This is a genomic window from Microbacterium sp. UBA7513, assembly GCF_002478345.1.
Classification (GTDB): domain Bacteria; phylum Actinomycetota; class Actinomycetes; order Actinomycetales; family Microbacteriaceae; genus Microbacterium.
The window spans coordinates 169,607-194,768 of the sequence record NZ_DLNJ01000015.1 but is presented as its reverse complement, the minus strand read 5'-3'; the positions used below and the strand labels follow the sequence as shown (position 1 = coordinate 194,768).

Genomic DNA, 25,162 nt, shown 5'->3' with positions numbered 1-25,162 from the left:
ACAGGAGCACGGCGACGAGCACGATCACTCCCCCGCTCAGCACCGGCCCGTCCATAGGTCAACGGTAACGGCGGCGGACCGGCCGCGCCGTGCAGTCGGGGCGCGTGTCGCGGCGTGTCCTTCCGCAACGGGCGACGTCAGAGGCTGATGCGGTCCGCCGGCGGGATCGTCGCCGCGTGCGGCGGCACCTGCCCGTGGATCCACCGGGCGAGGACGCCCTGGGGAACCTCCTCCTGCGTGAGGGCGAAGGCGTAGTGGTCGCGCCAGTCCCCGTCGATGTGGATGTACCGACGGCGCAGCCCCTCGTACCGGAAGCCGAGCTTCTGCACGACCCGCAGGCTCGCGGCGTTCTCGGGCCGGATGCAGATCTCCATCCGATGCAACCCGTACTCCGTGAAGCAGGCATCGGTCGCGAGCGCGACCGCGGTCGGGGTGATCCCCCGCCCCGCGAAGCGCTCGCTCACCCAATAGCCGATCGTCGCCGAGCACAGCGAGCCCCGCGCGACGCCCCAGACGTTCAGCTGTCCGGCGACCTCACCGTCGTACTCCATGACGAACGGGTAGCCGCCGCCATCCCGGTACTGCTGGAGCAGCCGGCGAATGCTGACCCGCATGTCGAAGGAGACCGCCCCGTGCGGGATCGTCGCCTCCCACGGCTGCAGCCACGCGCGATTCGCGAGCAGCTCCTGCTGCAGAGGCCGCGCGTCCTTCGTCCGGATCAGACGCAGTTCGACCGGTCCGTGCCGCATCCCCGTCGACAGCTCCACGCCGCACCTCCGCCGACCGCGAGGCGCCTAGAGGCGCTCCGCGAAGTCCTTGAGCCAGGGGCGCAGCTCCGAGCCCAGGTCGTCGCGGTCGGCCGCGAGCTGCACGATCGCCTTGATGTAGTCCACACGGTCGCCGGTGTCGTAGCGGCGGCCCCCGAAGACGACGCCGACCACGCCGGGACCGCCGTCCGCCGTCGCGAGCTCCTGCAGGGCATCGGTGAGCTGGATCTCGCCGCCCTTGCCGGGCTCGGTGCGCTCGAGGATCTCGAAGACGGACGCGGGGAGCACGTAGCGACCGATGATCGCGAGGTTGGACGGGGCGTCCTCCTTCGCGGGCTTCTCGACGAGGCCCGTGACGCGCACGGCGTCGGATCCCTCGATCGCCTCGACGGCGGCGGCGCCGTACATGTGGATGCTGTCCGGGTCGACCTCCATGAGGGCGATGACGGCGGCGCCCGTACGCTCGTGCTCCGCGATCATTTCCGTGAGCAGCGGGTCGCGCTCGTCGATGAGGTCGTCGCCGAGCAGCACCGCGAACGAGCTGTCGCCGACGTGCGTCCTGGCGCGGAGCACGGCGTGGCCGAGACCCTTGGGCTCGCCCTGGCGGACGAAGTGGATGTCGGCGAGGTCGCTCGACTTCATCACGCGCTCCAGGCGACCGGTGTCGCCCTTCTCCATGAGCTTCACCTCGAGCTCCGGCACGGAGTCGAAGTGGTTGGAGATCGCGTTCTTGTTGCGCCCGATGATCACGAGGATGTCCTCGATCCCGGCGTTCGCCGCCTCCTCGACGACGTACTGGATCGCCGGCTTGTCGACGACGGGGAGCATCTCCTTCGGCATCGCCTTCGTCGCGGGCAGGAATCGTGTCCCCAGTCCGGCGGCGGGAATGACAGCCTTGATCTTCTCGTGAGCCATTCCCACAGCCTACCGGTGGGGGCCGCCCTAGACTCGGACCATGGCTAACGACGTCGAGCACGCCAAGCGAGCCCTCCGCGCGGAGCTGCGCGAGCGGCGTCAGCTGCTGTCCGATCCGCAGCGCGAGGCCGCTGCCGCGGCGATCGGCGAGCGCCTCGACGCCCTCGTCGACGAGCTCGGCGCCCGCTCCGTCTCCTGCTTCCTCTCCACCACCACGGAACCGGGCACCAGAGAGTTCGTCACCCGCGCGGTCCGCCGCGGGATCCGGGTCCTCCTCCCCGTCACGCGCTCCGACGGACTGCTCGACTGGGCGGTCGCCGACGACACCGACGAGATCGCGGAAGGCCTGTACGGCCTGCCGGAGCCGACCGGCGAGGTGCTGGGACCGATCGCGGTGAACGACGTCGACCTGATGATCGTCCCCGCCGCCGCCGTCGACCGCTCGGGGATGCGCATGGGCTGGGGCCGCGGCTACTTCGACAAGACCATCGGCTCCATGGAGAAATGCCCTCCGGTGTACGCGGTGATCTATGATTCCGAGGTACTCGACGAACTGCCGCGCGAGGTGCACGATCAGCCGGTCGACGGCATCGTGACCCCGTCGCAGACGCTGCATCTGTCGCCTCGGCGACGCTGACCCGCAAGGACCGCCATGCCTACCTACGCCTATGCCTGCACCGCGTGCGGGCACCAGTTCGACGCCGTCCAGAGCTTCTCCGATGACGCGCTCACGGTCTGCCCCGAGTGCGGCGGCGCACTGCGCAAGCAGTACGGCTCGATCGGCGTGACCTTCAACGGCTCCGGCTTCTATCGCACGGACTCGCGCGCCAAATCCGGGGGTTCGAAGGATGCTTCGGCATCATCGAAGTCGGATTCGACGACGAGCGCCAAACCGGCTGCTGCGTCGACTCCCGCCTCGAACTGAGGCCCAGTCGACTTGGGGGTTTCCATGCTCAAAGGTTTCAAGGACTTCCTGCTCCGCGGGAACGTCATCGATCTCGCCGTCGCGGTCGTCATCGGCACCGCCTTCACGGCCGTCGTGACGGCCGTGGTGAACAGCGTCATCAACCCGCTCATCGCGCTCTTCCTCAAGGCCGATGCGGCCGGCAAGTTCGGCATCCAGATCACGAACATCTACGGCGAGAAGGTCACCTTCCCGATCGGCGACCTCATCTCGGCGATCATCAGCTTCCTCGCCGTCGCGGTCGTGGTCTACTTCGTCTTCGTCCTGCCGATGAACACGTTCAAGGCCCACGTCGAGGCGCGCAAGGGCACGCCGGCCGAGGAGCCGGAGGAGGAGCCGGCCGCCGCGACCGAGGCGGAGCTGCTCGTCGAGATCCGCGATCTGCTCAAGACCCAGCAGGGCCCACGCGGCGTCTGACCGCACCGGCCTGACGACCCACGGCTCTCCTCGGAGGGCCGTGGGTCTTCCTCTTTCCGGGGGGCCGCGTCAGTAGTGCGGAGGCACGTCGCGGAGGAGCTGGTCGTCGTTGGGCCCCTTCCGATCGCCGGGGGCGGACCGGCGCGGCGTCTCACCCTCCGGGACCTCCGGCGTCGGGTCGCTGCCCTCGACCGGCGTCAGACGCGCCCGCCGGGAGCCCGGCACCCGGACGACCCGCTGACGCGGCTCGTCACGGCCGTCAGTCATTCCGGTGGTCGCCGAGGTCGAGGGGCTGCGTGTCGTTCTCCGCGCGCGGCGCCGACTCCGAGATGCCGAGCACCGTCGCGATCCGCGACGCCACGGTGCGCGGGTCGCTGTAGAGGTCGAACGCGTGCACGCGGACGTAGTGCCAGCCGAGGCGGCGGAGCACATGAGGGCGCAGTCGGAGCGTCTCGCGCAGCGACTCCCCCCGGGACTCCGGATCGGACTCGATCACGACGGCCTTGCCCTTGTGCTGCGCCACGAGCGGCAGAAGCCCCCGGTAGTCGACGTCGACGGAGGCCCCGAGACGCCGGAGCTCCCTGGCCAGTGCGAGCGTGAGCGGGTCGGCCAGATCCTCCAGCCTCGCATCGCGGGCACGAGCCGCGAGACCGCCGAGGATCGACATGAGCGTGGCCGCGCCGTGCTCGAGACGCCCGTCGTCGAAGGCCGAGGGGCGGATGGACGAGACGATCACCATGGAACGCCGCGCCCGGGTCATCCCGACCGTCAGCAGCCGCTCGCCGTCCGGCGTCGACAGGTCGCCGAAGTCGCTGAGGACCCGGCCGTGCTTGGTGAGCCCGAAGCCGAGCGAGAAGATGACGCGGTCGCGGCTCTCCGCGACGGACTCCTCGAGCGTGAGCACGGCGAACGGCTCCGCGGTGTCGCGCGCGACGAAGTCCGCGACGTCGGAGCGGCCGGCGAAGGCGGCGGTCACAGCGGCGCGCACACGCTCCGCGTGACGGGTGCTGGCGGTGACCACCATGAGCGACTCCGTCGGGCGATGCACCGCGTGCTCGACGACCAGCGTGACGACGCGGGCGACCTCGGCGTCCGGGCTCTCGACGGCGCCGGAGACGGGATCGGGCGTCCCGGTGCCTCCTTCGACGTAGTCGACCGTGAGGCTGCCGCGGCCCAGGTACGATCCGGCCCACGGAAGGGAGACGATCTCACCGCCGTAGAACGCGTCGTTGATGAGCTCCGCGAGATCCTCGCCGCCGGCACGGTAGCTCCGGGTCAGCGTCATCACGGGGAACAGCTCGGACAGGCGCTCGAAGACGGAGACCTCGTCGAACGGGACCTCCTCCTCCCAGTCCTCCACGGGGTCGACCGCGATGCGGAAGGGAGAGGGCCGCTGCGTGACCGGGTCTCCGAAGGCGACGACCTGGCGAGCACGGCGGATGGCCGGGGCCGCCTCGGCGAGGTTGATGGCCGCGGCATCGACGAGGAGCACGGTGTCGAACTCCACCGCGTCCGGGATCTCCGGGACGAGGTAGGGCGACGAGATCCAGACCGGAGCCAGCACGTCGACGAGGGTCGGTGCGGCGCTGACGACCTCGGCCGCCGTCGTGGCGGACTGGGTCAGGGCGCGGCGCAGGTTCTGGGACTGCTCGGGCTCGTCGACGATGGCGATGCGCCACTGGTTCGCGAGCTGCCAGGCGAGCAGCGGTCCGGCCATGGCCGCGTGCGCCTCGTCGACCAGCCGGAAGTCGCGCTCGAGGCGGTCGACCACCGCGGTGTTCGCTCCGAGCAGCGCACGGTTGTCCTGCAGCGCTCGTTCGAGGAGGGACTGCCACCAGGCGTACTCGAGCTCGTCCCCCACCCGCGCTTCGGAGACGTGGCGCACCGAGAGCTCGGTCAGCAGGGGCTCCAGGCCGAGAAGGGCGAGCTTGTCGCGCAGCTGCGCGCGCTCGACGAGGTTCTCGAAGACGTCGGACTTCGCGGCGAGACCCGCGAGCATGCGCACGAGTCGCGCGACCGGCAGCGAGGACAGCGGTTCGCGGCGGCCGAGTGCCGCGTCCAGCTCGGCGAGCTCGGCCTCCACCCGCTGCCAGGCGGCGAACACGTCGGCGAGCCCGAGCGGGATCTCCGGGGCGACGCCCGCGTCCACGTAGCGCTGCCACTGGGTGCGCTGGGTCTGGATGCGCAGCAGCGCCTCGTGCATCTCCGTCACGTGCACGCCGGGGCGGACATACTCCTTGGCGAGGCGGCGGAGCCGACGGCGGTTGGCCCCGGACATGCCGGGCGCGTCCCGTCGCGAGCCGTGCGCCTGGATGAGCTCCCCGAGCGGACGCTCGAACACCGTCGGGCTGAACCGGTCCAGGGTGTCGCGGATCCCCTGCAGCAGCTCGAGGTAATCGCCGAGCTCGTCGATCGTGGAGAACGGCCGCATATGGGTCTGCGCGATGAGCTCGTACCCGCGCTCGAGCAGGGCGGGCACGCTGTCGGCGTGGAGGCGTCCGGCGAGCTCATGGGCGGCGCGGGCCGCTTCGGTGCTGCCGAAGGTGACCCCGTACCAGGGCGAGTCGTTCGGTCCGACGCGGAATTCGCCGAGGCGAGCGGCCTGCGCCAGCGCTGCGGCCGCCTCCGTGCGGTCCTTGGCGAGCCTTCGCAGGGCGTCCACGCTCAATCGAGCCGTGGTCGACGGCGGGATCGACAGGGACGCGAGGCGGGTGAGGTGGCGGGTCGCGTCCAGGACGGAGGCGTCGAGACCGGGGACGGGGACGGTCAGCGCATCACGGTAGTCGCGCAGTACCGTGCGCAGCCGCACGAGCGCGTCGTCGACCTCGCTCACCTTGGGTGCGGTGGCCTTCTCGTTCCTGCCGATCGCACGGACGAGGTCCCGGCGCAGGCTCGCCGGGGACACCGCGAGGCCATCGAGGCCGATGCCGGCGAGGCGGTGGCGCACACCATCGAGCGTCGACCGGCGAGCCGAGACGACGAGCACCTTCTTGCCCGCGCGGACGAGCTCGCCCAGCGCGTTGATGACGGTCTGGGTGCCCCCGGTGCCCGGCAGCGTCGCCACGGTGAGGGAGTGACCGGCGGTGATGCGGGCCAGCACCGCCTCCTGCTCGGCATCCGCGTCGAGGAGCAGCGTGTCCGAGGCGGGCGCGCGGTCGTCCGGACCGACGTGGTGCGGGACGGCGCGCGGTGCCGTGACCTGCTCGCGATCGCCGACGTGGCCGCCGAGCGCGTTGAGGACCGGGTGGTCGAGGGTGCCGCCGTCCTGGGCCATGGCACCCGCGACGTCGGCGAAGGTGGAGACGACGAGTCGCGGCTCGACGGAGAACGTCTCGATGGATCGGGTCAGGCCGCGCAGGCTGTCGATCACGGGCTGCGGCTTGAAGATGCCGCCGTCGTAGGCGAGCGCGGCGAGGGCCGCGGCGTCGAGGGACAGTCCGAAGTGCTCGCGGGCGACGCGGACGAGCTCCGGATTCACCTCGAATGCGCCCTGCAGCTTGAGCTCGAAGTCGGTGTGGTGGCGGCGGATCGCGAGCGGGCGCAGCAGGACGGGAGCGGCGAACGTCGCCCCGCCGATGCGCCATCGGGCGACGCCGACGGCGAGGTGCACCGCCTCGATGCCGCGAACCGTGCGCAGCTCGGTGTTCTTGGCCGTGATCCGCTCCGCGGCCAGTCGCGCGGTGCGCAGGCCCACCTCGTCGCGGAAGAGGTTGGACAGGAGCGTCGACTTGCCGGTGATGAACTGCGGAAGACTGCCCGGGTGCGCCTTGGAGATGTCGATCCCGGATTCAGGCCCGTCGCGGAAGCTGCTCAGCGGCGAAGGACCGCCCAGATCGGCGGCTTCGGCCCGCAGACGCGTGCGCTCGGCCTCGGCGGCGTGCGCGATGCCGACTCCGGTGGACGAGTCGTGCAGGTCACCGAGGGACACAGCGCTGTCCACCGCTGTGTTGTTCGCAGACCTGCTTTCCCGTCGCCACACACTCACACCCTAGGCGCGACACCGTCGGAGATCGGTATCCACGGCGGGTTTCCGGTGAAAAACAGCCGGTACGACGCCCGCTCGGACTGCTCCTCCCCGCGCGGTCGTGCGCTCACGTTGTCCACGGAACGCGCGACCAGGCCGACGACCGGTTCTCTCGGGTCGAACGGGCCGGTCAGGATGGGGACATGACTTTCCGCTACGACTTCGCTCCGACGCCCTTCGGCGACGCCCTCGCGGTCTTCTCCGACGAGGGCATCGTGCGCTTCGATCTCTCCGAGTCCGCAGACCCGCAGGTGCCGTGGCTGCTCGAGAGCGTGTCGCGACAGCTCGGTGCAGTCCCGGAGCCCGACCCCGGCGCCGCCGACGAGCTCGTCCCGCTCCTCGACGCGTACTTCGACGGCGAGCCCGTGCGCTTCGACGAGCACATCCGCCTCGACTGGCGCCTCGTGGACGGGTTCCACCGGACGGCGCTGCACACCGTGAGCGACATCCCCTGGGGCCAGACCCTGAGCTACGGAGAGGTCGCCGTGCTCGCCGGGCATCCGGGAGCGGCCCGCGCCGTCGGGACGGCGTGCCGCCTCACGCCGTTCTCGATCATCGTGCCCGTGCACCGGGTCGTGCGCTCCGACGGTTCGCCGGGGCACTACGGCGGCCACCCGGAGCGGAAGCGCTTCCTGCTGGACCTCGAGTCTCGGTGAGACCGCCCCTGGGGTGCGGGCCCGGCGAGTAGGCCGCCGGGCCCGCACCCGAGGAGGTCGCGTCAGTGGTCGACGGCCTTCTCCGCACCGAAGCCGGTGAGCGAGCGGACCTCCATCTCGGCTGCCAGCTCGGGAGACTCGCGCCGGGTGCTGGTGACGGTTCCGAGCCAGCCGAGGGCGAATCCGAGCGGTATGGACACGATGCCCGGGTTGTTCAACGGCCAGATGGCGATGTCGATCCCGGGGATCATCGACGTGGGCGTGCCGGAGAACACGGGCGACAGGATGATGAGGATGATCGCCGACCCGAGCCCTCCGTACATGCTCCACACCGCGCCCCGCGTCGTGAACCGGCGCCAGAACAGGGAGTAGAGGATCGTCGGCAGGTTGGCCGACGCCGCCACCGCGAAGGCGAGTGCCACGAGGAAGGCGATGTTCTGCCCCTGCGCCCCGATGCCGCCGACGATCGCGAGGATGCCGATGACGATGACCGTCCGGCGAGCGACCCGCACCTCGCCGTTGGGGTCAGCCTCGACCGGCTTGCCCTCCGCGTCTTTCCGTCCCTTCTGGATGACGTTCGCGTAGATGTCGTGCGCGAACGACGCCGCCGCCGTGATGGTGAGTCCGGCGACGACCGCGAGGATCGTGGCGAACGCCACCGCGGAGATGAACCCGAGGAGCACGGGACCGCCGAGCTTCAACGCCAGCAGCGGCGCGGCGGAGTTCACTCCCCCGGGTGCCGCGGCGATCACATCGGCGCCGACGAGCGCACCGGCTCCGTAACCGAGCACCAGCGTGAGCAGGTAGAACCCGCCGATCAGCCAGATCGCCCACACCACCGAACGCCGCGCCTCCTTGGCGGTCGGCACGGTGTAGAAGCGCATGAGCACGTGCGGCAGCCCCGCGGTGCCGAGCACCAGTGCCATGCCCAAGGACAGGAAATCCCACGGGTTGGCGCCGTACTGCAGGCCCGGCGCCAGCACCGCCTCGCCCTTGTCGGAGTTGGCCACGGCAGCCTCCAGCAGGGTGTTCAGGCTGAAGCCGTTGATCGCGAGGACCCAGATCGTCATCGCCAGTGCGCCGCCGATGAGGAGGACCGCCTTGACGATCTGCACCCACGTGGTGCCCTTCATCCCGCCGATCAGCACGTAGACGATCATGAGGATGCCGACGACGGCGATGACGACCGACTGCCCGACGCGCCCGTCGATCCCGAGCAGCAGAGACACGAGACCGCCCGCACCCGCCATCTGCGCGAGGAGGTAGAAGAAGCAGACAGCGAGCGTGGTGATCGCCGCCGCCATCCGCACCGGGCGCTGCTTCAAGCGGAACGAGAGCACGTCCGCCATCGTGAACTTGCCCGTGTTGCGCATGAGCTCCGCCACGAGCAGCAGCGCGACCAGCCAGGCGACGAGGAATCCGATGGAGTAGAGGAATCCGTCGTACCCGTTGATCGCGATGGCACCGCAGATGCCGAGGAACGATGCCGCGGACAGGTAGTCGCCCGCGATCGCGAATCCGTTCTGGGGTCCCGTGAAGGAGCGTCCGGCCGCGTAGTAGTCGGCGGCCGTCTTGTTGTTCCGGCTGGCGCGGATGACGATGAACAATGTCACCGCGACGAAGGCCAGGAAGATCGAGATGTTGAACACCGGGTTGATGTCGAGTGCGACATCCTCGGTGGCCGTGCGGATGATGGTCATGCGTCCGCCTGCGCCTTCTCGAGTTCTTCACGGATCTCCGACGCCAGCGGATCGAGCTTCCTATTCGCGAATGCGACGTACGCCATCGTGATGGCGAATGTCGTCACGAACTGACCGAGCCCGAAGAGCAGCCCGACGGTGATATCGCCCCAGACGCGCTGGGCCATGAAATCGCGGGCGAATGCCGCCAGCAGCACGTAGACGAAATACCACACGAGGAAGAACGCGGCGAGGGGGAAGATGAAGGACCGCTGCGTCCGTTTCAACCGCAGGAATCGGGGGGATTGCTCGACGGCGACATAATTGATCGCACCGTTCTGAGGGGTCGGAATTGGTTCGCTCACGGGGCCTCCTTGCCACATGTCCGCTGCACGCGCGGCCGTCGCCGCCCGAGTGGTAGGGTCGACGCTACGAAACGGGGAACGGTGCCGTCACCCCCGAAAGTAGGTATTCGTGAGCTCTCCGATCACCGTCGAATCCGAGGCGGAGCTCGTCGCCAACGCGGTGCGCGAGCTGGCGCGGCGCACCCGCTTCCCCGTCGCGTTCGGCGGGCTGATCGACGAGGGCGTCGTGAGCGTCACGAGCATCGTCGGGGCCCGCACGCGTGCTCTCGACGGGCTCCGCGTGCGCCCCGAGCGTGGCCTCGGGGGCCGGGCGATGATGGAGCTGCGTCCGCGGATGACGAGCGACTACGGGTCCTCTCGCCAGATCACCCACGACTACGACGTCTTCGTGCTCGGCGAGGGTCTGCGGACGCTGCTCGCCCTGCCGATCGTCGTCCAGGGCCGCCCTCGCGGCGTGCTCTATGCCGGAGCCTGGGCCGAGGAGAGGATCGGCGGCGTGACGACGGCCCCGGCCATGCAGGTCGCGCAGTCCGTCGCCGACGAGCTGCGCATCCGGGACGAGGTGCAGCGCCGCCTCCGCGCTGCATCACCCGCGCCCGCAGCGGTCGCGCCCGCGCAGCGCGAGGAGCTGCGCGAGAGCTTCGCCGAGCTCCGCAGCATCGCCGCCACGGTCGATGACGCCGACGTCCGCGCACGACTGGCGCAGGTCGAGCGCCGGCTGCTGACCCTCGCCGGAGACGACCTCCCGATCACGACCGGGCCGGTCCCTGTTATCCACCTCTCCCCGCGCGAGACGGATGTGCTCGCGTGCGCGGCCCTCGGATCGACGAATGCCGAGATCGCCGCCCATCTCGGTCTGCGCGAAGGCACCGTCAAGGCCTATCTCGGAACCGCGATGTCGAAATTGGACGCGTCGACGCGGCATGCCGCCGTGACCAAAGCGCGTCGCGCGGGCCTGCTCCCCTGAATCGGCATTCTCCGCGGATGCGTCACACGGCGCCATGAAGGAAGCGCCTTTGTTGTGCGCATTCCCGCCGCCGCGATAAAGTCGCTGGCATGGCGAGAAGAATTGTGCACCAGCTGGTCGACGATATCGACGGCACCGTCCTGGAGGTCGGAGAAGGCGAGACCGTGCATTTCTCGCTGAACGGCACCTCCTACGAGATCGATCTGAATTCCGCGCACGCCGAGGAATTGCGCCAGGCACTCGAGCCGTACATCACGGCTGGGCGTCGGGCGGGATCCGGAGCGTCCTCCGGCGGGGGCCGCTCCTCGTCCTCGTCTTCGTCGCGGAAGCGGCCCTCACGTAATCCCGAGGTCGCGGCGATCCGCGCCTGGGCGAAGGAGAACGGGTACACGCTCTCGGAGCGGGGCCGCGTTCCGGCCCCCATCCTCGACGCGTACCGCGCCGCTCATTGATCCGGTCCCGCCCCACCTCATGGTCGGGCGGGATCTTCTTTCGCGCCCTCGATCGCCCAGGCTTCGTCCCGGAGGGTGATCTCCTCCGTCATGTCCTGCAGGAAGCGGATGACCACGTCGCGCTCCGCCGCCGACAGCCGCGCGGCCGCGTAGAAGCGCTTGGCCTGCTGACGCCCGACCGTCTCCATCGCGGCGTGCCTGGTCTCCGGGGTGATGGTGATCGCGAGGGCGCGGCGATCGGTGGGATGCGGCGCCCGCCGGATGTGCCCGCCCTTCTCCAGCCGGTCGAGGAGCTTCGTGGTCGCCGCGGTCGAGACGCCGAGGTGGTGGGCGATCCCGCTGGGCGTCGCCACGACCGAGCGGTTGTCGCACACGATCAGATAGTGCAGCGCCCGCATGTCGGTCTCGTTCAGCTGCATGTACCTCCGCGACGCCTGCGAGAGACGCTGCTCGGCCTCGCGCAACCCGCCCAGCGCCTCCATGAGGCGCCCGATCTGACGCAGGTCCTCCGGAGCGACACCGGAGCGGTCGACGAGCGTGCTGCGGGGGTCGCTGGCGTCGACGTCGTAGATGGAGCCCTGGGCGAGCTCGTCGGGCCCTGCGGTCGATGAAGCCTCGGCGACCGGGGTGGTGCGGGGCTCGGAGGGCATGCGATCATGTTACACACCAACAGCTTCATGCTAAGTTGATATTTCGCCAGGTTAGCTAAATGACGAGAGGGAGCCATGGACAACGTCACACTCCTCGCCGAAGACGGGACTGCCGTCGGCATCCTGCCGAAGAGCGAAGTCCACACGACCGACACCCCCCTCCACCTCGCCTTCTCCTGCTACGTGCAGGATCGAGAGGGACGCCTGCTCGTCACGCGTCGCGCCCTCGGCAAGCGCACGTGGCCGGGCGTCTGGACTAACAGCTTCTGCGGTCACCCGCAGCCCGGCGAGGACATGATCGAGGCGGTGCGCCGACGCGGCTCCGAGGAACTGGGGATCCAGGTCACCGACGTTCGGCTCGCCCTCCCCGACTACCGCTACCGCGCCGTGGACGCGAGCGGCATCGTCGAGAACGAGATCTGCCCGGTACACATCGCGGTGGTCGACGGGCAGCCCGTCGCGAACCCCGACGAGGTGGCGGAGTGGGAATGGGTCGACGTGGACGACCTGCTCGCCGCGGTCACCCGCACCCCCTTCGCCTTCAGCCCCTGGCTCGCGGAGCAGCTCCCGCTCCTCCGGCGACACGGAGAGGTCTGAACCATGGTCGTCACGCTGACAGAGGAAGACCTCGGCACCCGCATCGAGGCGGTGCTGCGGCAGCGGTTCACCGAGCGCACCGCCGCCGCCGAGCACTACGGGTCAGAGTTCGCAGCACTGTGGCATACCGCCGCAGAGCACGCCCTCGGCGGGAAGCTCCTGCGTCCGCGCATGCTCATGGACCTGCTCACCGCACTCACCGCGGCTCCGCTCACGGAGAAGGACACCGCACGGGCGATCGATGTGGCCGCTCATGTCGAGCTGCTGCACTTCGCGTTCCTCCTGCACGACGACGTCATCGACGGCGACCTCACGCGCCGCCGTCGTCCCAATCTCATCGGCTCTCTCGTCTCCCGTCGTCCCGACGAGTCCGGCGACGCGGCTCTGCACTGGGGCCGCTCGAGCGCCATCCTCCTCGGAGACCTCCTGCTGTCCAGCGCCGTGCTCGGCTTCGCGCGCGCCGACCTCCCCACCGCGCGAAGGGAGCGACTGCTCTCCCTCCTCGAGACGACCGTGTTCGAGACCGTCGCCGGCGAGCACTCCGACGTGGCCCTCAGCGATGGCATCATCGCGGCGGACCTCCGCACCATCCTCGCCACGAGCGCGTCGAAGACCGCCGCCTATTCCTTCGTCCTCCCGCTCCGCGCGGCGGCGATCCTGTCCGGGGCGCCGACGGCAGCCGAGGAGCAGCTGACCGAGATCGGCGGCCACCTCGGGCTCGCCTACCAGCTCCAGGACGACCTTCTTTCCGTGTTCGGAGACCCGGACCTCCACGGCAAGGACCCCTATTCCGACCTCCGCGAGGGCAAGGAGACCGCGATCATCGCCTATGCACGGATGACCAGCCACTGGCCCGGCATCGAGCTGCGGTTCGGCGAGACCGACCTCAGCATCGACGACGCGGCGGAGATGCGCGACCGCCTCCGCGAGTGCGGCGCGGAGGGCTTCGTCCGCGGACTCGTGGAGGAGCAGCTCGCCGCCGTCTCGACCGTCCTCGCGGAAGCCGAGGAGGCGGGCACGCTCTCGGCCGACGCCGGACGCGTCGTCCTCGCGCTGGCCGACCGGATCGAGGGCCGCAGCCGATGACCGCGACCCCCGCAGAGCACCGCGACGACGCGGCGCTGCGCCGCTTCAGCCGCACCGCCGAGATCGCGACCTCCGATGTGATCCGCACCTACTCGACGTCGTTCGGCCTGGCCACCCGCCTCCTCGGGCGACGCCACCGTCAGCACGTCCGCAACATCTACGCCATGGTGCGCATCGCGGACGAGATCGTCGACGGAGTCGCCGCCGAGGCCGGGCTCGACGCGGGCGCCCAGGCCGCCGCCCTGGACTCGTACATCGCGGAGACCCATCGGTCGATGCGGACCGGCTACAGCAGCGACCTCATCCTGCACGCGTTCGCACGGACAGCGCGCGAGTGTGGGATCGGCGAAGACCTCACCCAGCCGTTCTTCGACTCGATGCGCGCCGACATCGCCGGCCCCTCCGGCTTCACGGCCTACGACGCCGACGCGCACGCCGCGTACGTCTACGGGTCGGCGGAGGTCGTCGGCCTCATGTGCCTGCGGGTCTTCCTCCGCGATGCCACGCGCACGCCGGCCGAACTCGAGATCCTCGACCGCGGGGCGCGACGGCTGGGAGCCGCGTTCCAGAACGTGAATTTCCTCCGCGACCTCGCCGACGACACCGACCGCCTGCAGCGCGGCTACCTCGGCGGCTCGGAACGTCTCACCGACGCGGACCGCGACGCCTGGGTCGACACCGTCCACCGTCAGCTCGCCGACGCGAGAGCCGCGATCCCGCTGCTCCCGAAGGACGCCCGTGCCGCTGTCCGGAGCGCCCTCGCCCTCTTCGCCGCCCTGACCCAACGCGTCGCGCGGACCCCTGCAGCCGAGCTGTACCGCCGCCGGGTCCGCGTGCCGGATCCGATCAAGGCGCTGCTCGCCGCGCGCGCCGTCGTCGTCACGAGCCTGGAGCGGGACCGATGAGCCGCATCGTTGTCATCGGCGCCGGTGTGGCCGGTCTGGCCACGGCCGGGCTGCTCGCGCGCGACGGGCACGACGTCGTGGTGCTGGAGAAGAACGACCGCGTCGGCGGACGGGCGGGCACCATCGAGCGCGACGGCTTCCGGTTCGACTCCGGCCCCTCGTGGTACCTCATGCCCGAGGTGTTCGACCACTACTTCGCGATGATGGGGACCAGCACCGCGGAGCAGCTCGACCTGACGCTGCTCGATCCGGGCTATCGCGTCTTCCGCTCCCCCGAGTCCGGCGACGATCCGGTGACGGTCCCCGCCGGACGGGGCGCCGTCGCGGAGCTGTTCGAGTCGATGGAACCGGGGTCCGCCGCCGCCCTCGACACCTACCTCACCTCCGCGCACGACGCCGGCGCCATGGCACGGAGCTACTTCCTCTACAACCCGTTCACCCGGACCAGGACGCTCGCCGCGGCCGAGGTGGTGCGCGCGCTGCCTCGGCTCTTCTCGCTGCTCGGCACGCGCCTCCAGGCCTTCGCCGCCCGGCGCTTCCGGCACCCGGTGCTGCGGCAGATCCTCGGCTACCCCGCCGTCTTCCTGGGCACCGACCCGCGGACGGCGCCGGCGATGTACCACCTGATGAGCGCGCTCGACCTCGACCAGGGCGTGCTGTATCCGCAGGGCGGCTTCTGGCGTGTCGTCGAGCGGTTGGCGGCGCTGGCCCAGGATGCCGGCGCGCGGATCGTCACCGGGGCGGAGGTCACCGGGATCCGCACCCAGGACGCGGACGGCGCGACGTACGCGACCGGCGTCGGCTGGACGGACCGCGACGGCCACCAGCACGTGGAGGACGCGGACATCGTGGTCTCCGGCGCCGATCTGCACCACACCGAGACGACGCTGCTGCCCCCCACCCTGCAGTCCTACCCCGAGTCCTGGTGGGCGCGGCGCACGAGCGGCCCCGGCGGCGTGCTCGTGATGCTCGGCGTCCGCGGTGCGCTGCCCCAGCTCCCGCACCACTCGCTCTTCTTCACCGACGACTGGGACGCGAACTTCGACGCGATCTTCGGTCGCACCCCTGCCGTGCCGACCCCGGCGTCCACCTACGTCTGCCGCCCCAGCGCCACCGACGCCGAGGTCGCGCCCGACGGGTATGAGAACCTCTTCGTGCTGGTCCCGGTGCCGGCGGACGTCGAGCTCGGGCACGGGGGAAGCGACGGCGCCGGTTCCCCGGCCGTCGAGGAGGCCGCGGACGCCGCGATCGAGATGATCGCTATGTGGGCGGGGATCCCCGATCTGCGGGAACGGATCGTCGTCCGGGAGACGGTGGGGCCGGCCGACTTCCGCGACGACTACCACTCCTGGCGGGGCGGCATGCTCGGCCCCGCGCACATCCTCTCGCAGAGCGCCATGTTCCGCGCGCAGAACGCCTCCCGCCGGGTGCAGGGGCTGTATTACGCCGGGGCGACCACCGCACCGGGCGTCGGGGTGCCGATGTGCCTCATCAGTGCCGAGATCGTGCTCAAGCGCATCCGGGGCGACCACTCCCCCGGTCCGCTGCCGGAGCCGGCCCCACGACCGGCGAGCGCGGAGCGGGCATGATGGGCGCGATCTACCTGACGGCGCTCCTCGTGTCCCTCGGCTGCATGCTGCTGCTGGACTGGCGGTTCCGCCTCTTCTTCTGGCGCGACGCCGTGGCGGCGGCCGTCGTCACCGCCGTCGGCCTCGCCTTCTTCCTCGTCTGGGATGTGGCCGGCATCGCGGCGGGGATCTTCTTCCGAGGTGAGGCGGCGATCGCCACGGGCATCGTCCTGGCCCCCGAACTCCCCCTCGAAGAGCCGATCTTCCTGGTCTTCCTCGTCGTCTGCACCATGGTGCTCTACGGCGGCGCCGTGCGCCTCCTCGACGGCCGCCGTGGCCGTACTGACGCGGAAGGAGCGTCGGCATGAGCTACCTCCAGCTGTCGGCGGTCTTCCTCGCCGTCGCCGCCGTGGCCGCGGTCGCGCTCTGCGTCGGCGCGCGGCGGACCCCGCACCTCGGCGCCCTCACGCTCACGGCCCTCGCCCTCCTCGTGCTGACCGCCGTGTTCGACACCGTCATGATCGCCACCGGGCTCTTCCACTACGCCCCCGGCCCACTCGCCGGCGTGCACATCGGGCTCGCCCCAATCGAGGACTTCGCCTACCCGCTGGCCGGGGTGCTGCTGCTCCCTGCACTGTGGACCGCCCTCCGCGGGCGCCGCTCCCGGACGCGCGCCGCCGCCCGACAGGAGCAGGCATGACCGATCAGACGTCCCGCACCGGGGGCCTCGGCCGCGACATCGCCCAGATCGTGCTGTCCTCCCGACCGATCAGCTGGATCAACACGGCTTTCCCCTTCGCCGCCGCCTACCTGTTGAGCACCAGGGAGATCGACGCGACGTTCGTGATCGGCACGCTGTACTTCCTCATCCCGTACAACCTCGCCATGTACGGCATCAACGACGTCTTCGACTACGCCTCCGATCTGGCCAATCCGCGCAAGGGCGGGATCGAGGGCGCGCTGCTGTCCCCGCGGATCCATCGCGCGACGCTGTGGGCGGCCGCGGCGACGAACGTGCCGTTCCTCGTCTACCTGTTCGCGGTCGGCACCCCGGCGTCGTGGCTGTGGCTCGCCGTCAGCGTCTTCGCCGTCCTCGCCTACTCCGCGCCGGTGCTGCGGTTCAAGGAGCGCCCCTTCCTGGACTCCGTGACCTCGAGCACGCACTTCGTCAGCCCCGCCCTCGTCGGACTCTCGCTCGCCGGAGCCCCCGTCACCACGACCGCCGTCCTCGTCCTCGTCGCCTTCTTCCTCTGGGGTATGGCCGCCCACGCCTTCGGCGCGGTGCAGGACATCGGGCCCGACCGCGAGGGCGGGATCTCGTCCATCGCGACCGTGATCGGAGCCAGGGCCACCGTCCGGCTCTCCCTCGCGCTGTGGGCGATCGCGGGCGGCGCAATGCTGCTGACCCCGTGGCCCGGCCCGCTCGCCGCCGTTCTCGCCGTGCCCTACATCATCAACGCCGCGCCGTGGTGGAACGTCACCGACGAGACCTCGGCCGGCACGAACCGCGCCTGGCGCCGGTTCATCGCGCTGAACTACATCGCGGGCTTCCTCGCCACGATGATCCTCATCCTCGCCTGGGTCTCCTGACCCGTCGCACCCTCCCCGACCGCCCGCCTGAAAGGACCCCGATGTCTCGCCCCGCCCCCGCACCGACGCCGCCGACCCGCGAGCGCACCCGACGCCATTCGTGGCTGCGGGTGTTCCTGCCCGTCGCCCTCATCCTGGTGTGGCTGGCGGGTGCGTCCCTCGGCGGTCCGCTGTTCGGGAAGGTCGACGAGGTGTCGTCGAACGACCAGACCACCTACCTCCCGGAGTCTGCGGACGCGACGACCGTCCAGCAGCTCCTCGGCGAGTTCACCGACAGCGACGCGATCCCGGCGATCGCGGTGTTCACCTCGGAGGAGGAGCTGACGCCGTCCGAACTCGAGGCGATCTCCGACGCGGTGGCCGACGCGCCGGACGTGGAGGGCGTCGCGGACGACGTCTCCCCCGCGATCCCGTCCGAGGACGGCCGAGCCGTGCAGGCCTTCATCCCGATCGACGGCGACGCCGAGCTCAGCGATGCCACCACCGCTCTCGGCGACGAGCTGCGCGCCGCGGTGCCGGACAGCATCACGGTCTCCATCACCGGACCTGCAGGCTTCACGGCCGACCTCGCCGCCGGCTTCGCCGGGATCGACGGCCTCCTTCTCGGCGTCGCGCTGCTCGCCGTGCTCGTGATCCTCGTCCTCGTCTACCGCTCGTTCCTGCTGCCCCTCGTCGTGCTCTCCACAAGCCTGTTCGCGCTCTGCGTCGCGCTGCTCGTCGTGTGGTGGCTGGCGAAGTGGGAGATCCTGCTGCTCAGCGGGCAGACCCAGGGCATCCTCTTCATCCTCGTGATCGGCGCCGCCACCGATTATGCGCTGCTGTTCGTCGCGCGGTTCCGGGAGGAGCTGCGGGTCGCGCAGGACAAGGGCGTCGCCCTTCTCGCCGCGTGGAAGGGATCGGTCGAGCCGATCGTCGCCTCCGGCGGCACGGTGATCGCGGGACTCCTGTGCCTGCTGCTCAGCGATCTGAAGTCGAACAGCACCCTCGGCCCGGTCGCGGCGATCGGCATCGTGTTCGCGATGCTGTCCGCGCTCACGCTCCTGCCTTCGTTGCTGCTGCTGTTCGGGCGCGCCGTCTTCTGGCCCCGTCGCCCCCGGTTCGAGCCGGAGGTCGTGGCCGAGGAGCACGGCATGCGCACCACCGGCCTCTGGGCGCGGCTGTCCGGCCTCATCAAGAAGCGCCCCCGCGTGATCTGGATCGCGACCACACTCGTCCTCCTCGCGGGCGCGGCCGGGGTGACCCAGCTGGACGCGCAGGGTGTTCCGCAGTCCGACCTCGTCCTCGGGGCGTCGGAGGCGCGCGACGGCCAGGTCGCGCTCGGCGAGCACTTCCCCGGAGGCTCGGGGAGCCCGGTCTCCGTGATCGTGGACGAGGACCGCCTGCAGGATGCCGCCGACGTGCTCCTCGCGAACGACGGGATCGACGGGGTGACCGTCACCGCAGCCGATTCCCCGAGCGGCTCCGCTCCGGTGACGGCCGACGGGATCACGGCCGTCGGCCCTCCCGGGACCCCGGCTCCCGAGCCGACGACGGTCGACGGTCAGGTGCTCCTGCAGGGGACGCTGACGGACGCCGCCGACTCCGCTGCGGCGGCCTCCACCGTGCGCGAGCTGCGGGGAGAGCTCGACGACCTCGGCGCCGTGGTCGGCGGGGTGACGGCCACCTCGATCGACACGAACGACGCGTCCATCCACGACCGCAACCTCATCATCCCCGTGATCCTCGTCGTCATCATGATCATCCTCATGCTCCTGCTGCGCTCGATCCTCGCGCCGGTCCTGCTGATCCTCACGACGGTGCTGTCCTTCGGCACGGCCATGGGCGTCTCGGCACTCGTGTTCAACGGCATCTTCGACTTCCCCGGCGCCGATCCCGCCGTCCCGCTTTACGGCTTCGTGTTCCTCGTCGCCCTGGGCATCGACTACAACATCTTCCTCATGACGCGGGTGCGGGAGGAGTCGACGCAGCACGGGACGAGGGAGGGCATCCTCCGCGGGCTCTCGATCACCGGTGGTGTCATCACGTCCGCGGGCCTGGTGCTGGCGTCGACCTTCGCGGCGCTGTCGGTGATCCCGATCCTCTTCCTCGTGCAACTCGCCTTCATCGTCGCGTTCGGAGTGCTGCTGGACACCTTCGTGGTGCGCTCGCTGCTCGTGCCGGCGCTGGCCTACGACATCGGCAAGGCCATCTGGTGGCCGTCGAAGCTCTGGCGGCGCGGTCGGCCCTGACGCGCGCGGAAACGGGAGTGCCCTCGACAGGATTCGAACCTGCGACCTGCCCTTTAGGAGAGGGCTGCTCTATCCTGCTGAGCTACGAGGGCGCGCAGCCCAGTCTACGGGACCACGGCTGCGCGCCCTCGCGCTGTCCGTCACGCGGCGAGGGCGAGGTAGGGCTCCCAGCGGGGATCGCTGCGCTCCACCCCGCGCACCGTCCACGCCGTGCCGTGCGGCGGGCGCGGCGTGAACCGCAGCTGCCACCGCATCTCCTGCGGGGTGCGGTTGCTCTTGAGGTTGTTGCAGCGCAGGCAGCACGCGACGAGGTTCTCCCAGGAATCCGCGCCGCCGCGCGACCGTGGCAGGACGTGGTCGATGGTCGCAGCAGCCTTGCCGCAGTATCCGCAGCGATGCCCGTCACGCCGCAGCACGCCACGTCGGGTGACCGGCACGCGACGGCTGAGGGGGACGCGCACGTAGCGGGAGAGGATGATCACCGCCGGGCGATCGTAGACGCCGTGGGTACCCCAGACAGGGTCGTCCTCGACTCTCTCGATGACCGTCGCCTTGTCGTTCATCACCAGGACGAGGGCTCTCTTGAAGGACACGATCGCCAACGGCTCGTATCCGGCGTTTAGGACCAGTGTGCGCATTCGTCATCCTCTCGATCCGCCGGGACGGCTTCCCGGCACTCTCGACTCACACGACGTCGTGCAGGAGGAAGAGTGTTCGCAGGGACGAGAAAAGGCGCCGTCTACAGACGGCGCCTCTCGCGCGCGGCAGCACCGCGGCTTCCCTGCGGGCAATGCCGAAGGACGTGACGACCGAGAGCGTCCATGGTTCGGATGCTCGGTGTTCGCTCCATCAGCCTCTCCCGTCTGTATGACGACGGGTTCAGGCTAACCCATCCCGCGAGGACCGAGGCGAAACGGGAGATGAATGCTCGAGAACGTGTCCCGCTCAGCCGGCGTTGACGGAAAGCCAGGACATCGGCTCGACCAGACCGCCGTTGATCCAGACCTCGAAGTGGAGGTGGTTCGCGGTCGACCGGCCCGTGCTGCCCACGTAGCCGATCAGCTGCCCGGCGGCGACGGTCTGGCCTGCCTGCACCTGGCGCGACCCGTAGAGCATGTGGCCGTACGTGGTCTGGACCTGCTGTCCGCCCACGACGCTGTCGAGCATGACGGCGACGCCGTAGCCGCCGATGCTCTCCGCGGAGGCGCGCACGACGCCGGCGGCGGCGGCATAGATCGGTGTACCGGCCGGCGCGAGCATGTCGGCACCGTTGTGCCCGCCGCCGACGGTACGGCTCACGTTCCACGAACCGAGCGGCAGGGGGTAGCGGACCTGGCCGGAGCCGGGGGCGACGAGCGCGTAGCCGGACGTGTTGAAGGTGCCGGAGGACGGCGCGGACGCGGATGCGGACGCGGCAGCAGCGGCAGCACGGGCCGCGGCGGCGGCCGCTTCTTCTGCCTTCTTCTTCTCGATCTCCTCCGGCGTGGTCGCGCTGAAGGCCCCACGGACGAGCGGAGCCGCCGTGGCCTCCGATGCGACGACGAGCGACTGTGCGTCGACTGCGGCGAGCTGCTGCACGGTCTGCGCCGTGGCGTCCGTCGGCTTCGAGGCCGCGTAGGCGGGCAACGCGACGGCCGCGACGAGAGCACCGACGGCACCGAAGATCGCCACCGACCGGAGAGGGGCTGCGATCTTCCGAGCACTGACCCTGGCACCGGTGCGCCGGGCGGGTACTCGATCTTCAGATGTCTTCGCGGTCGGTTCGATGTCTGCGGCCAAAACGTGGTCCTCCTGAGCCTTCGCACCTCGGGTGGCGCTGGCTCGTCGGCCTCTGCCCGAGGGCAGAGATGCACTGCTCGGGTTCGAGCGCATCCCTCTCGGGAAGACGACGAGCCGGAAGGCGGATCTTCGCGGTTCGCCCCCAGCGGGCTTCTTCGCTGAGGACCTGACCGAGGTTACCGGAAGATAACGATCATGTCACCCTGGGAAACTGACAATCCTCGGTGAGGGTTCTCAGGCCGGTTCGCCGACGAGGAAGATGTGCGAGGCCAGCTCCACCGGAAGCTCCAGGCCCTCCTCCTTGCCGTCCATCTGGATGAGCACGTAGCCCTCGTTGAAGCGGAAGTCTCCGCGCGCACCCGGGACGACGCCCGCGTCGCGCAGCTGCTCCAGGAGCTCGGGGTCGACCTGGGCCGGCTCGGCGAGACGGCGGACCGTCCCCTCGACAGGCTCGCCTGCTGCATTCAGCCGCTGCACGAGACCGATCACACCCTCGTCGAAAGTGCGGGCGGGAAGGTCGCCGAGCTGGTCGAGGCCCGGGATCGGGTTGCCGTACGGTGACTCGGTGGGGTGACCGAGCAGCTCGACGAGACGGCGCTCGACCTGCTCGCTCATGACGTGCTCCCAGCGACAGGCCTCCTCGTGCACGAACGCCCAGTCCAGCCCGATCACGTCGGACAGCAGGCGCTCGGCGAGGCGGTGCTTGCGCATGACGTCGACGGCCTTGCGGCGTCCGGCGTCGGTGAGCTCGAGCGTGCGGTCTTCGGACACCACGACGAGGCCGTCGCGCTCCATGCGCCCCACAGTCTGCGAGACGGTGGGACCGGAGTGGCCGAGGCGCTCCGAGATGCGCGCCCGCAGCGGCACGATGTTCTCCTCCTCGAGCTCGAGGATGGTGCGGAGATACATCTCCGTGGTGTCGATCAGATCCGTCATGTGGCCCTCCGAAAGTTCTTAGGCAAGCCTACATTCCTCCGGCGACATCGGACGGGGCGGGGGCGGGGGGAACGGCGGCGTGATCCCCCTAGAATCTAGCCATGGCGATCGAGATTCCCCGTGACCTCCTGCCCACAGACGGCCGCTTCGGCTGCGGTCCCTCGAAGGTGCGCGGCGCGCAGCTCGAGGCGCTCGTCACGACGGGAGCCTCGATCCTGGGCACATCGCATCGCCAAGCGCCCGTGAAGAACCTCGTCGGCAGCGTCCGCGAGCAGCTGGCCGCCCTCTTCCGTCTCCCGGAGGGATACGAGATCATCCTCGGCAACGGCGGCTCGACGGCGTTCTGGGACGCCGCGGCCTTCGGTCTGATCGAGCGCCGCAGCCAGAACCTCGTGTTCGGCGAGTTCGGCGGGAAGTTCGCCAAGGCCGCAGGCGCCCCCTGGCTGGAGGCTCCCGACGTCCGTTCCGCCGACCCCGGCTCGCGCAGCACCGCAGAGCTCGTCGAGGGTGTGGACGTGTACGCCTGGCCGCACAACGAGACCTCCACCGGCGTGGCCGCGCCGATCGAGCGCGTCCACGCGGAAGGAGCGCTCACCGTGATCGACGCGACGAGCGCCGCGGGCGGCATCGACCTCGACATGGCGCAGGCCGACGTCTACTACTTCGCCCCGCAGAAGAACCTCGGCTCCGACGGCGGACTCTGGTTCGCCGCGGTCTCCCCCGCCGCGATCGACCGCATCGAGCGGATCGCCGCCTCGGGGCGGTACATCCCGGAGTTCCTGAGCCTGAAGCACGCGGTGGACAACTCGCGGCTCAACCAGACGCTCAACACCCCCGCTCTGACAACGCTGCTCCTCCTGGACGACCAGCTGCGCTGGATCCTCGACAACGGCGGGCTCGCCTGGGCTGCGGCACGGACGGCGGAGTCGTCGTCGGTGCTCTACGACTGGGCGGAGGCGTCCGCCGTGGCGACCCCGTTCGTGGCGGACCCGGCGCACCGCTCGCCCGTGGTCGCGACCATCGACTTCGACGAGAGCGTCGACGCCGCGGCGATCGCGAAGGCGCTGCGCGCCAACGGCATCGTCGACACCGAGCCGTACCGCAAGCTCGGCCGCAACCAGCTGCGGGTGGCGACCTTCGTCTCGATCGAGCCGGACGACGTTCGTCAGCTCATCCGGGCCATCGACTTCGTACAGGAGAACCTGGGCGGCTGACCGCCCGGCTCACTCCTCGTCGTCGCCGGCGTCCGCATCGCGGGCGTCGGCGTCGTCGTCTTCGGAGTCCTCCGCCTCGTCGTCTTCGGCTTCGTCGTCTTCCTCGGCGTCGTTGTCGATGTCTTCAGCCTCGGACGCATCGTCGTCGTCGGAGTCGTCGAGCTCGTCGATGTCCACGCCGTCGAGATCGCCGGCGTGGAGGATGTCGGAGCCATCCTCATCGAGCTCGTCATCGTCGACGCCGTCGTCGAGGTCGCCGTCGGTGTCGTCCCCGTCGGCGTCTTCGTCCTCACCGCCGGCTGCCGCAGCCTCGGCCAGCTCCGCCTGGTGCGCACGGTACTCGGCAAGGCGCTCCGCCCACGGGACCCATTCCGGGGCCAGGAGCGCTCCGTCGCCGGGGAGCAGCTCGACCTCGAGGACGGTCGGCTCCTCGTCGTCGACCCGAGCGACCGTCACGGTCCAGTACCAGCCCGGGTAACCGGGGAGACGGTTCTCGAACCGCAGCGAGACGGATCCGTCGTCCTCCGACGTGAAACCCGCAGCCGGCCCGATCGTGGCGGCGGGAGTGATCTCACGCAGAGCGGAGAGCGCGAGGTCATGCGCCTCGACGAGACGCGCGTCGGCGTCAGGCTTCGAGGTCATCGGCGACCTTGCGCAGGACGGCCGCGATCTTGCGGCCATGGCTGGAGGAAGGGTAGCGGCCGCGGCGCAGATCGCCGCCGATGCCGTCGAGGAGCTTCACGAGGTCCTCGATGATGATGGCCATGTCGTCGGCGGGCTTGCGCTTCGCCTTCGCCAGGCTGGGCGGCGCTTCGAGCACGCGCACCGACAGGGCCTGGAGGCCGCGCTTGCCGTCGGCCACGCCGAACTCCACGCGTGCACCGGCCTTCACGGCGGTGCCGGCCGGCATCGCGGAGGCGTGCAGGAAGACATCCTGGCCGTCATCGCTGGCGATGAAGCCGAAACCCTTGTCTTCGTCGTAGAACCTGACCTTGCCGGTGGGCATGGGAGAACCTCGCTGGATCGAATGCTGACGGAACGCGCTCGTGCGCGTGCTCCCAGCCTACCGGTCACGGGCGGAACGGAACCGCTCCCGCGCGTGCGAGTAGGCTGGGGCCGATGAGTACGCAGAGTCCCGGACCGGAGGTCCCCATCCGTCGGATCGACCGCATCCTGGCGTTCACCGCGCTCGGCATCGCGGCCGCGTCGGTGATCTGCTTCTTCGTCATCATCATCGGCACGGCACTGGGCATGGACCGGGCCGCGTTCGGCGAAGGCCTCTGGCCGGTGATCGCGGCGATCCCGTACTGGGGACTGCCTCTCGCCTTCGTCATGATCATCGTGCTGCTGGTGATGAGCTTCGTGCGGAAGGGCCGCGCCGAGTCGCGTCGTTGAGGCCGCAT

At 70.2% G+C, this 25,162-nt stretch carries 28 protein-coding genes and 1 tRNA gene; 16 read left to right on the top strand and 13 right to left on the bottom strand.

The window, feature by feature from the left end:
• Nucleotides 1-137: 137 nt before the first annotated feature.
• Together B2W79_RS08420 and galU are read right to left on the bottom strand one after the other, a co-directional pair.
• Nucleotides 138-749, bottom strand: a complete 612-nt coding sequence (locus B2W79_RS08420; RefSeq protein WP_060921801.1) for a GNAT family N-acetyltransferase — start codon at nt 747-749, stop codon at nt 138-140.
• A gap of 45 nt (nt 750-794) precedes the next feature.
• Nucleotides 795-1,682, bottom strand: coding sequence for a UTP--glucose-1-phosphate uridylyltransferase GalU (gene galU, locus B2W79_RS08415; protein ID WP_071328803.1), 888 nt, complete (start codon nt 1,680-1,682; stop codon nt 795-797).
• 40 nt (nt 1,683-1,722) lie between these two features.
• Between galU and B2W79_RS08410 the strand changes: the two genes are divergently transcribed.
• From B2W79_RS08410 to mscL, 3 genes are read left to right on the top strand one after another with little or no spacing between them, the layout of a single operon-like run.
• Complete coding sequence (locus tag B2W79_RS08410; RefSeq protein ID WP_071328804.1) at nt 1,723-2,319, top strand: 5-formyltetrahydrofolate cyclo-ligase; 597 nt, start codon at nt 1,723-1,725, stop codon at nt 2,317-2,319.
• Between the two features lie 15 nt (nt 2,320-2,334).
• The gene (locus tag B2W79_RS08405) at nt 2,335-2,607 is read left to right on the top strand and encodes an FmdB family zinc ribbon protein (RefSeq protein WP_025105556.1); all 273 of its coding nucleotides are present in this window, start codon (nt 2,335-2,337) and stop codon (nt 2,605-2,607) included.
• A 24-nt stretch (nt 2,608-2,631) separates the two neighbouring features.
• Entirely contained in the window at nt 2,632-3,063 is a 432-nt protein-coding gene (mscL, locus tag B2W79_RS08400; protein ID WP_062636366.1) for a large conductance mechanosensitive channel protein MscL, read from the top strand.
• A 69-nt stretch (nt 3,064-3,132) separates the two neighbouring features.
• On the opposite strand, the gene B2W79_RS08395 is transcribed toward mscL, so the two are convergent.
• Together B2W79_RS08395 and B2W79_RS08390 are read right to left on the bottom strand one after the other, a co-directional pair.
• A complete protein-coding gene (locus B2W79_RS08395) occupies nt 3,133-3,330 on the bottom strand; it encodes a hypothetical protein (RefSeq protein WP_071328805.1) in 198 nt (65 codons plus the stop codon).
• Nucleotides 3,323-7,003: an AAA family ATPase gene (locus B2W79_RS08390; protein WP_256209423.1), complete on the bottom strand. Its 3,681-nt coding sequence runs from the start codon at nt 7,001-7,003 to the stop codon at nt 3,323-3,325. The genes B2W79_RS08395 and B2W79_RS08390 overlap by 8 nt, the downstream gene beginning before the upstream one ends.
• Before the next feature lie 227 nt (nt 7,004-7,230).
• On the opposite strand from B2W79_RS08390, the gene B2W79_RS08385 reads away from it, so the two are divergent.
• Nucleotides 7,231-7,743 carry a methylated-DNA--[protein]-cysteine S-methyltransferase gene (locus B2W79_RS08385; RefSeq protein ID WP_292788558.1) on the top strand — a complete coding sequence of 171 codons (513 nt, stop codon included), beginning with the start codon at nt 7,231-7,233 and terminating at the stop codon, nt 7,741-7,743.
• A 62-nt stretch (nt 7,744-7,805) separates the two neighbouring features.
• On the opposite strand, the gene B2W79_RS08380 is transcribed toward B2W79_RS08385, so the two are convergent.
• Both B2W79_RS08380 and B2W79_RS08375 read right to left on the bottom strand, forming a co-directional pair.
• Nucleotides 7,806-9,443 (bottom strand): solute symporter family protein, encoded by a 1,638-nt coding sequence (locus tag B2W79_RS08380; RefSeq protein ID WP_071328808.1) that lies wholly within the window; start codon nt 9,441-9,443, stop codon nt 7,806-7,808.
• The gene (locus tag B2W79_RS08375) at nt 9,440-9,805 is read right to left on the bottom strand and encodes a DUF485 domain-containing protein (RefSeq protein WP_396654698.1); all 366 of its coding nucleotides are present in this window, start codon (nt 9,803-9,805) and stop codon (nt 9,440-9,442) included. Before B2W79_RS08375 ends, B2W79_RS08380 begins: the two co-directional genes overlap by 4 nt.
• Before the next feature lie 91 nt (nt 9,806-9,896).
• Here B2W79_RS08375 and B2W79_RS08370 point away from each other — a divergent pair, with 91 nt between their 5' ends.
• The gene (locus tag B2W79_RS08370; protein ID WP_292788555.1) at nt 9,897-10,754 is read left to right on the top strand and encodes a LuxR C-terminal-related transcriptional regulator; all 858 of its coding nucleotides are present in this window, start codon (nt 9,897-9,899) and stop codon (nt 10,752-10,754) included.
• Nucleotides 10,755-10,843: 89 nt separating this feature from the next.
• Nucleotides 10,844-11,206 carry a histone-like nucleoid-structuring protein Lsr2 gene (locus B2W79_RS08365; protein ID WP_071328811.1) on the top strand — a complete coding sequence of 121 codons (363 nt, stop codon included), beginning with the start codon at nt 10,844-10,846 and terminating at the stop codon, nt 11,204-11,206.
• A 17-nt stretch (nt 11,207-11,223) separates the two neighbouring features.
• Here the strand turns inward: B2W79_RS08365 and B2W79_RS08360 are convergent, their stop codons facing one another.
• Nucleotides 11,224-11,856, bottom strand: coding sequence for a MarR family winged helix-turn-helix transcriptional regulator (locus B2W79_RS08360; RefSeq protein ID WP_292788553.1), 633 nt, complete (start codon nt 11,854-11,856; stop codon nt 11,224-11,226).
• Nucleotides 11,857-11,931: 75 nt separating this feature from the next.
• Here B2W79_RS08360 and idi point away from each other — a divergent pair, with 75 nt between their 5' ends.
• Genes idi through B2W79_RS08320 form a run of 8 tightly spaced genes read left to right on the top strand, consistent with a single transcriptional unit; the run spans nt 11,932 to nt 19,830 of the window.
• On the top strand, nt 11,932-12,453 hold the full coding sequence (idi, locus tag B2W79_RS08355) for an isopentenyl-diphosphate Delta-isomerase (RefSeq protein ID WP_292788551.1): 522 nt from the start codon (nt 11,932-11,934) through the stop codon (nt 12,451-12,453).
• A 3-nt stretch (nt 12,454-12,456) separates the two neighbouring features.
• Entirely contained in the window at nt 12,457-13,539 is a 1,083-nt protein-coding gene (locus tag B2W79_RS08350; RefSeq protein WP_292788550.1) for a polyprenyl synthetase family protein, read from the top strand.
• Nucleotides 13,536-14,444 (top strand): phytoene/squalene synthase family protein, encoded by a 909-nt coding sequence (locus B2W79_RS08345; RefSeq protein WP_292788548.1) that lies wholly within the window; start codon nt 13,536-13,538, stop codon nt 14,442-14,444. The genes B2W79_RS08350 and B2W79_RS08345 overlap by 4 nt, the downstream gene beginning before the upstream one ends.
• Nucleotides 14,441-16,033: a phytoene desaturase family protein gene (gene crtI, locus B2W79_RS08340; protein WP_292788546.1), complete on the top strand. Its 1,593-nt coding sequence runs from the start codon at nt 14,441-14,443 to the stop codon at nt 16,031-16,033. Before B2W79_RS08345 ends, crtI begins: the two co-directional genes overlap by 4 nt.
• Nucleotides 16,033-16,380 (top strand): lycopene cyclase domain-containing protein, encoded by a 348-nt coding sequence (locus tag B2W79_RS08335; RefSeq protein ID WP_071328816.1) that lies wholly within the window; start codon nt 16,033-16,035, stop codon nt 16,378-16,380. The genes crtI and B2W79_RS08335 overlap by 1 nt, the downstream gene beginning before the upstream one ends.
• The gene (locus B2W79_RS08330) at nt 16,377-16,712 is read left to right on the top strand and encodes a lycopene cyclase domain-containing protein (protein WP_071328817.1); all 336 of its coding nucleotides are present in this window, start codon (nt 16,377-16,379) and stop codon (nt 16,710-16,712) included. Before B2W79_RS08335 ends, B2W79_RS08330 begins: the two co-directional genes overlap by 4 nt.
• Nucleotides 16,709-17,602, top strand: coding sequence for a prenyltransferase (locus B2W79_RS08325; RefSeq protein ID WP_292788544.1), 894 nt, complete (start codon nt 16,709-16,711; stop codon nt 17,600-17,602). The genes B2W79_RS08330 and B2W79_RS08325 overlap by 4 nt, the downstream gene beginning before the upstream one ends.
• Nucleotides 17,603-17,643: 41 nt before the next feature.
• Entirely contained in the window at nt 17,644-19,830 is a 2,187-nt protein-coding gene (locus B2W79_RS08320) for an MMPL family transporter (protein WP_292788542.1), read from the top strand.
• Nucleotides 19,831-19,848: 18 nt separating this feature from the next.
• Here B2W79_RS08320 and B2W79_RS08315 read toward each other — a convergent pair.
• The 4 genes from B2W79_RS08315 to B2W79_RS08300 all read right to left on the bottom strand — a co-directional run bounded on the left by B2W79_RS08315 (nt 19,849) and on the right by B2W79_RS08300 (nt 22,545).
• Nucleotides 19,849-19,922 (bottom strand) — tRNA-Arg (locus B2W79_RS08315).
• 48 nt (nt 19,923-19,970) lie between these two features.
• Nucleotides 19,971-20,468, bottom strand: a complete 498-nt coding sequence (locus B2W79_RS08310; protein WP_060921795.1) for an HNH endonuclease — start codon at nt 20,466-20,468, stop codon at nt 19,971-19,973.
• A gap of 307 nt (nt 20,469-20,775) precedes the next feature.
• A complete protein-coding gene (locus tag B2W79_RS08305; RefSeq protein WP_256209424.1) occupies nt 20,776-21,501 on the bottom strand; it encodes a M23 family metallopeptidase in 726 nt (241 codons plus the stop codon).
• Between the two features lie 342 nt (nt 21,502-21,843).
• The gene (locus tag B2W79_RS08300) at nt 21,844-22,545 is read right to left on the bottom strand and encodes a metal-dependent transcriptional regulator (RefSeq protein ID WP_025105536.1); all 702 of its coding nucleotides are present in this window, start codon (nt 22,543-22,545) and stop codon (nt 21,844-21,846) included.
• A 101-nt stretch (nt 22,546-22,646) separates the two neighbouring features.
• Here B2W79_RS08300 and serC point away from each other — a divergent pair, with 101 nt between their 5' ends.
• A complete protein-coding gene (serC, locus tag B2W79_RS08295) occupies nt 22,647-23,759 on the top strand; it encodes a phosphoserine transaminase (protein WP_071328820.1) in 1,113 nt (370 codons plus the stop codon).
• Between the two features lie 9 nt (nt 23,760-23,768).
• On the opposite strand, the gene B2W79_RS08290 is transcribed toward serC, so the two are convergent.
• Nucleotides 23,769-24,401 (bottom strand): DUF3027 domain-containing protein, encoded by a 633-nt coding sequence (locus tag B2W79_RS08290; protein WP_071328821.1) that lies wholly within the window; start codon nt 24,399-24,401, stop codon nt 23,769-23,771.
• Entirely contained in the window at nt 24,385-24,765 is a 381-nt protein-coding gene (locus B2W79_RS08285; protein WP_025105533.1) for a cold-shock protein, read from the bottom strand. The genes B2W79_RS08290 and B2W79_RS08285 overlap by 17 nt, the downstream gene beginning before the upstream one ends.
• Before the next feature lie 113 nt (nt 24,766-24,878).
• On the opposite strand from B2W79_RS08285, the gene B2W79_RS08280 reads away from it, so the two are divergent.
• Complete coding sequence (locus B2W79_RS08280) at nt 24,879-25,154, top strand: multidrug ABC transporter ATPase (RefSeq protein ID WP_071328822.1); 276 nt, start codon at nt 24,879-24,881, stop codon at nt 25,152-25,154.
• The last annotated feature ends 8 nt before the right edge of the window (nt 25,155-25,162 follow it).

Bases quoted from the DNA above. Each gene is read 5' to 3' on its own strand.
- B2W79_RS08410 (WP_071328804.1), top strand. From the start codon at position 1,723: ATGGCTAACGACGTCGAGCACGCCAAGCGAGCCCTCCGCGCGGAGCTG.
- B2W79_RS08320 (WP_292788542.1), top strand. From the start codon at position 17,644: ATGTCTCGCCCCGCCCCCGCACCGACGCCGCCGACCCGCGAGCGCACC.
- B2W79_RS08310 (WP_060921795.1), bottom strand. From the start codon at position 20,468: ATGCGCACACTGGTCCTAAACGCCGGATACGAGCCGTTGGCGATCGTG.
- B2W79_RS08345 (WP_292788548.1), top strand. From the start codon at position 13,536: ATGACCGCGACCCCCGCAGAGCACCGCGACGACGCGGCGCTGCGCCGC.
- B2W79_RS08380 (WP_071328808.1), bottom strand. From the start codon at position 9,443: ATGACCATCATCCGCACGGCCACCGAGGATGTCGCACTCGACATCAAC.
- B2W79_RS08375 (WP_396654698.1), bottom strand. From the start codon at position 9,805: ATGTGGCAAGGAGGCCCCGTGAGCGAACCAATTCCGACCCCTCAGAAC.
- B2W79_RS08350 (WP_292788550.1), top strand. From the start codon at position 12,457: ATGGTCGTCACGCTGACAGAGGAAGACCTCGGCACCCGCATCGAGGCG.
- B2W79_RS08395 (WP_071328805.1), bottom strand. From the start codon at position 3,330: ATGACTGACGGCCGTGACGAGCCGCGTCAGCGGGTCGTCCGGGTGCCG.
- B2W79_RS08335 (WP_071328816.1), top strand. From the start codon at position 16,033: ATGGGCGCGATCTACCTGACGGCGCTCCTCGTGTCCCTCGGCTGCATG.
- B2W79_RS08290 (WP_071328821.1), bottom strand. From the start codon at position 24,401: ATGACCTCGAAGCCTGACGCCGACGCGCGTCTCGTCGAGGCGCATGAC.
- B2W79_RS08385 (WP_292788558.1), top strand. From the start codon at position 7,231: ATGACTTTCCGCTACGACTTCGCTCCGACGCCCTTCGGCGACGCCCTC.
- B2W79_RS08360 (WP_292788553.1), bottom strand. From the start codon at position 11,856: ATGCCCTCCGAGCCCCGCACCACCCCGGTCGCCGAGGCTTCATCGACC.
- B2W79_RS08300 (WP_025105536.1), bottom strand. From the start codon at position 22,545: ATGACGGATCTGATCGACACCACGGAGATGTATCTCCGCACCATCCTC.
- B2W79_RS08405 (WP_025105556.1), top strand. From the start codon at position 2,335: ATGCCTACCTACGCCTATGCCTGCACCGCGTGCGGGCACCAGTTCGAC.
- B2W79_RS08325 (WP_292788544.1), top strand. From the start codon at position 16,709: ATGACCGATCAGACGTCCCGCACCGGGGGCCTCGGCCGCGACATCGCC.
- idi (WP_292788551.1), top strand. From the start codon at position 11,932: ATGGACAACGTCACACTCCTCGCCGAAGACGGGACTGCCGTCGGCATC.
- mscL (WP_062636366.1), top strand. From the start codon at position 2,632: ATGCTCAAAGGTTTCAAGGACTTCCTGCTCCGCGGGAACGTCATCGAT.
- B2W79_RS08365 (WP_071328811.1), top strand. From the start codon at position 10,844: ATGGCGAGAAGAATTGTGCACCAGCTGGTCGACGATATCGACGGCACC.
- galU (WP_071328803.1), bottom strand. From the start codon at position 1,682: ATGGCTCACGAGAAGATCAAGGCTGTCATTCCCGCCGCCGGACTGGGG.
- B2W79_RS08330 (WP_071328817.1), top strand. From the start codon at position 16,377: ATGAGCTACCTCCAGCTGTCGGCGGTCTTCCTCGCCGTCGCCGCCGTG.
- crtI (WP_292788546.1), top strand. From the start codon at position 14,441: ATGAGCCGCATCGTTGTCATCGGCGCCGGTGTGGCCGGTCTGGCCACG.
- B2W79_RS08285 (WP_025105533.1), bottom strand. From the start codon at position 24,765: ATGCCCACCGGCAAGGTCAGGTTCTACGACGAAGACAAGGGTTTCGGC.
- B2W79_RS08280 (WP_071328822.1), top strand. From the start codon at position 24,879: ATGAGTACGCAGAGTCCCGGACCGGAGGTCCCCATCCGTCGGATCGAC.
- B2W79_RS08420 (WP_060921801.1), bottom strand. From the start codon at position 749: ATGCGGCACGGACCGGTCGAACTGCGTCTGATCCGGACGAAGGACGCG.
- serC (WP_071328820.1), top strand. From the start codon at position 22,647: ATGGCGATCGAGATTCCCCGTGACCTCCTGCCCACAGACGGCCGCTTC.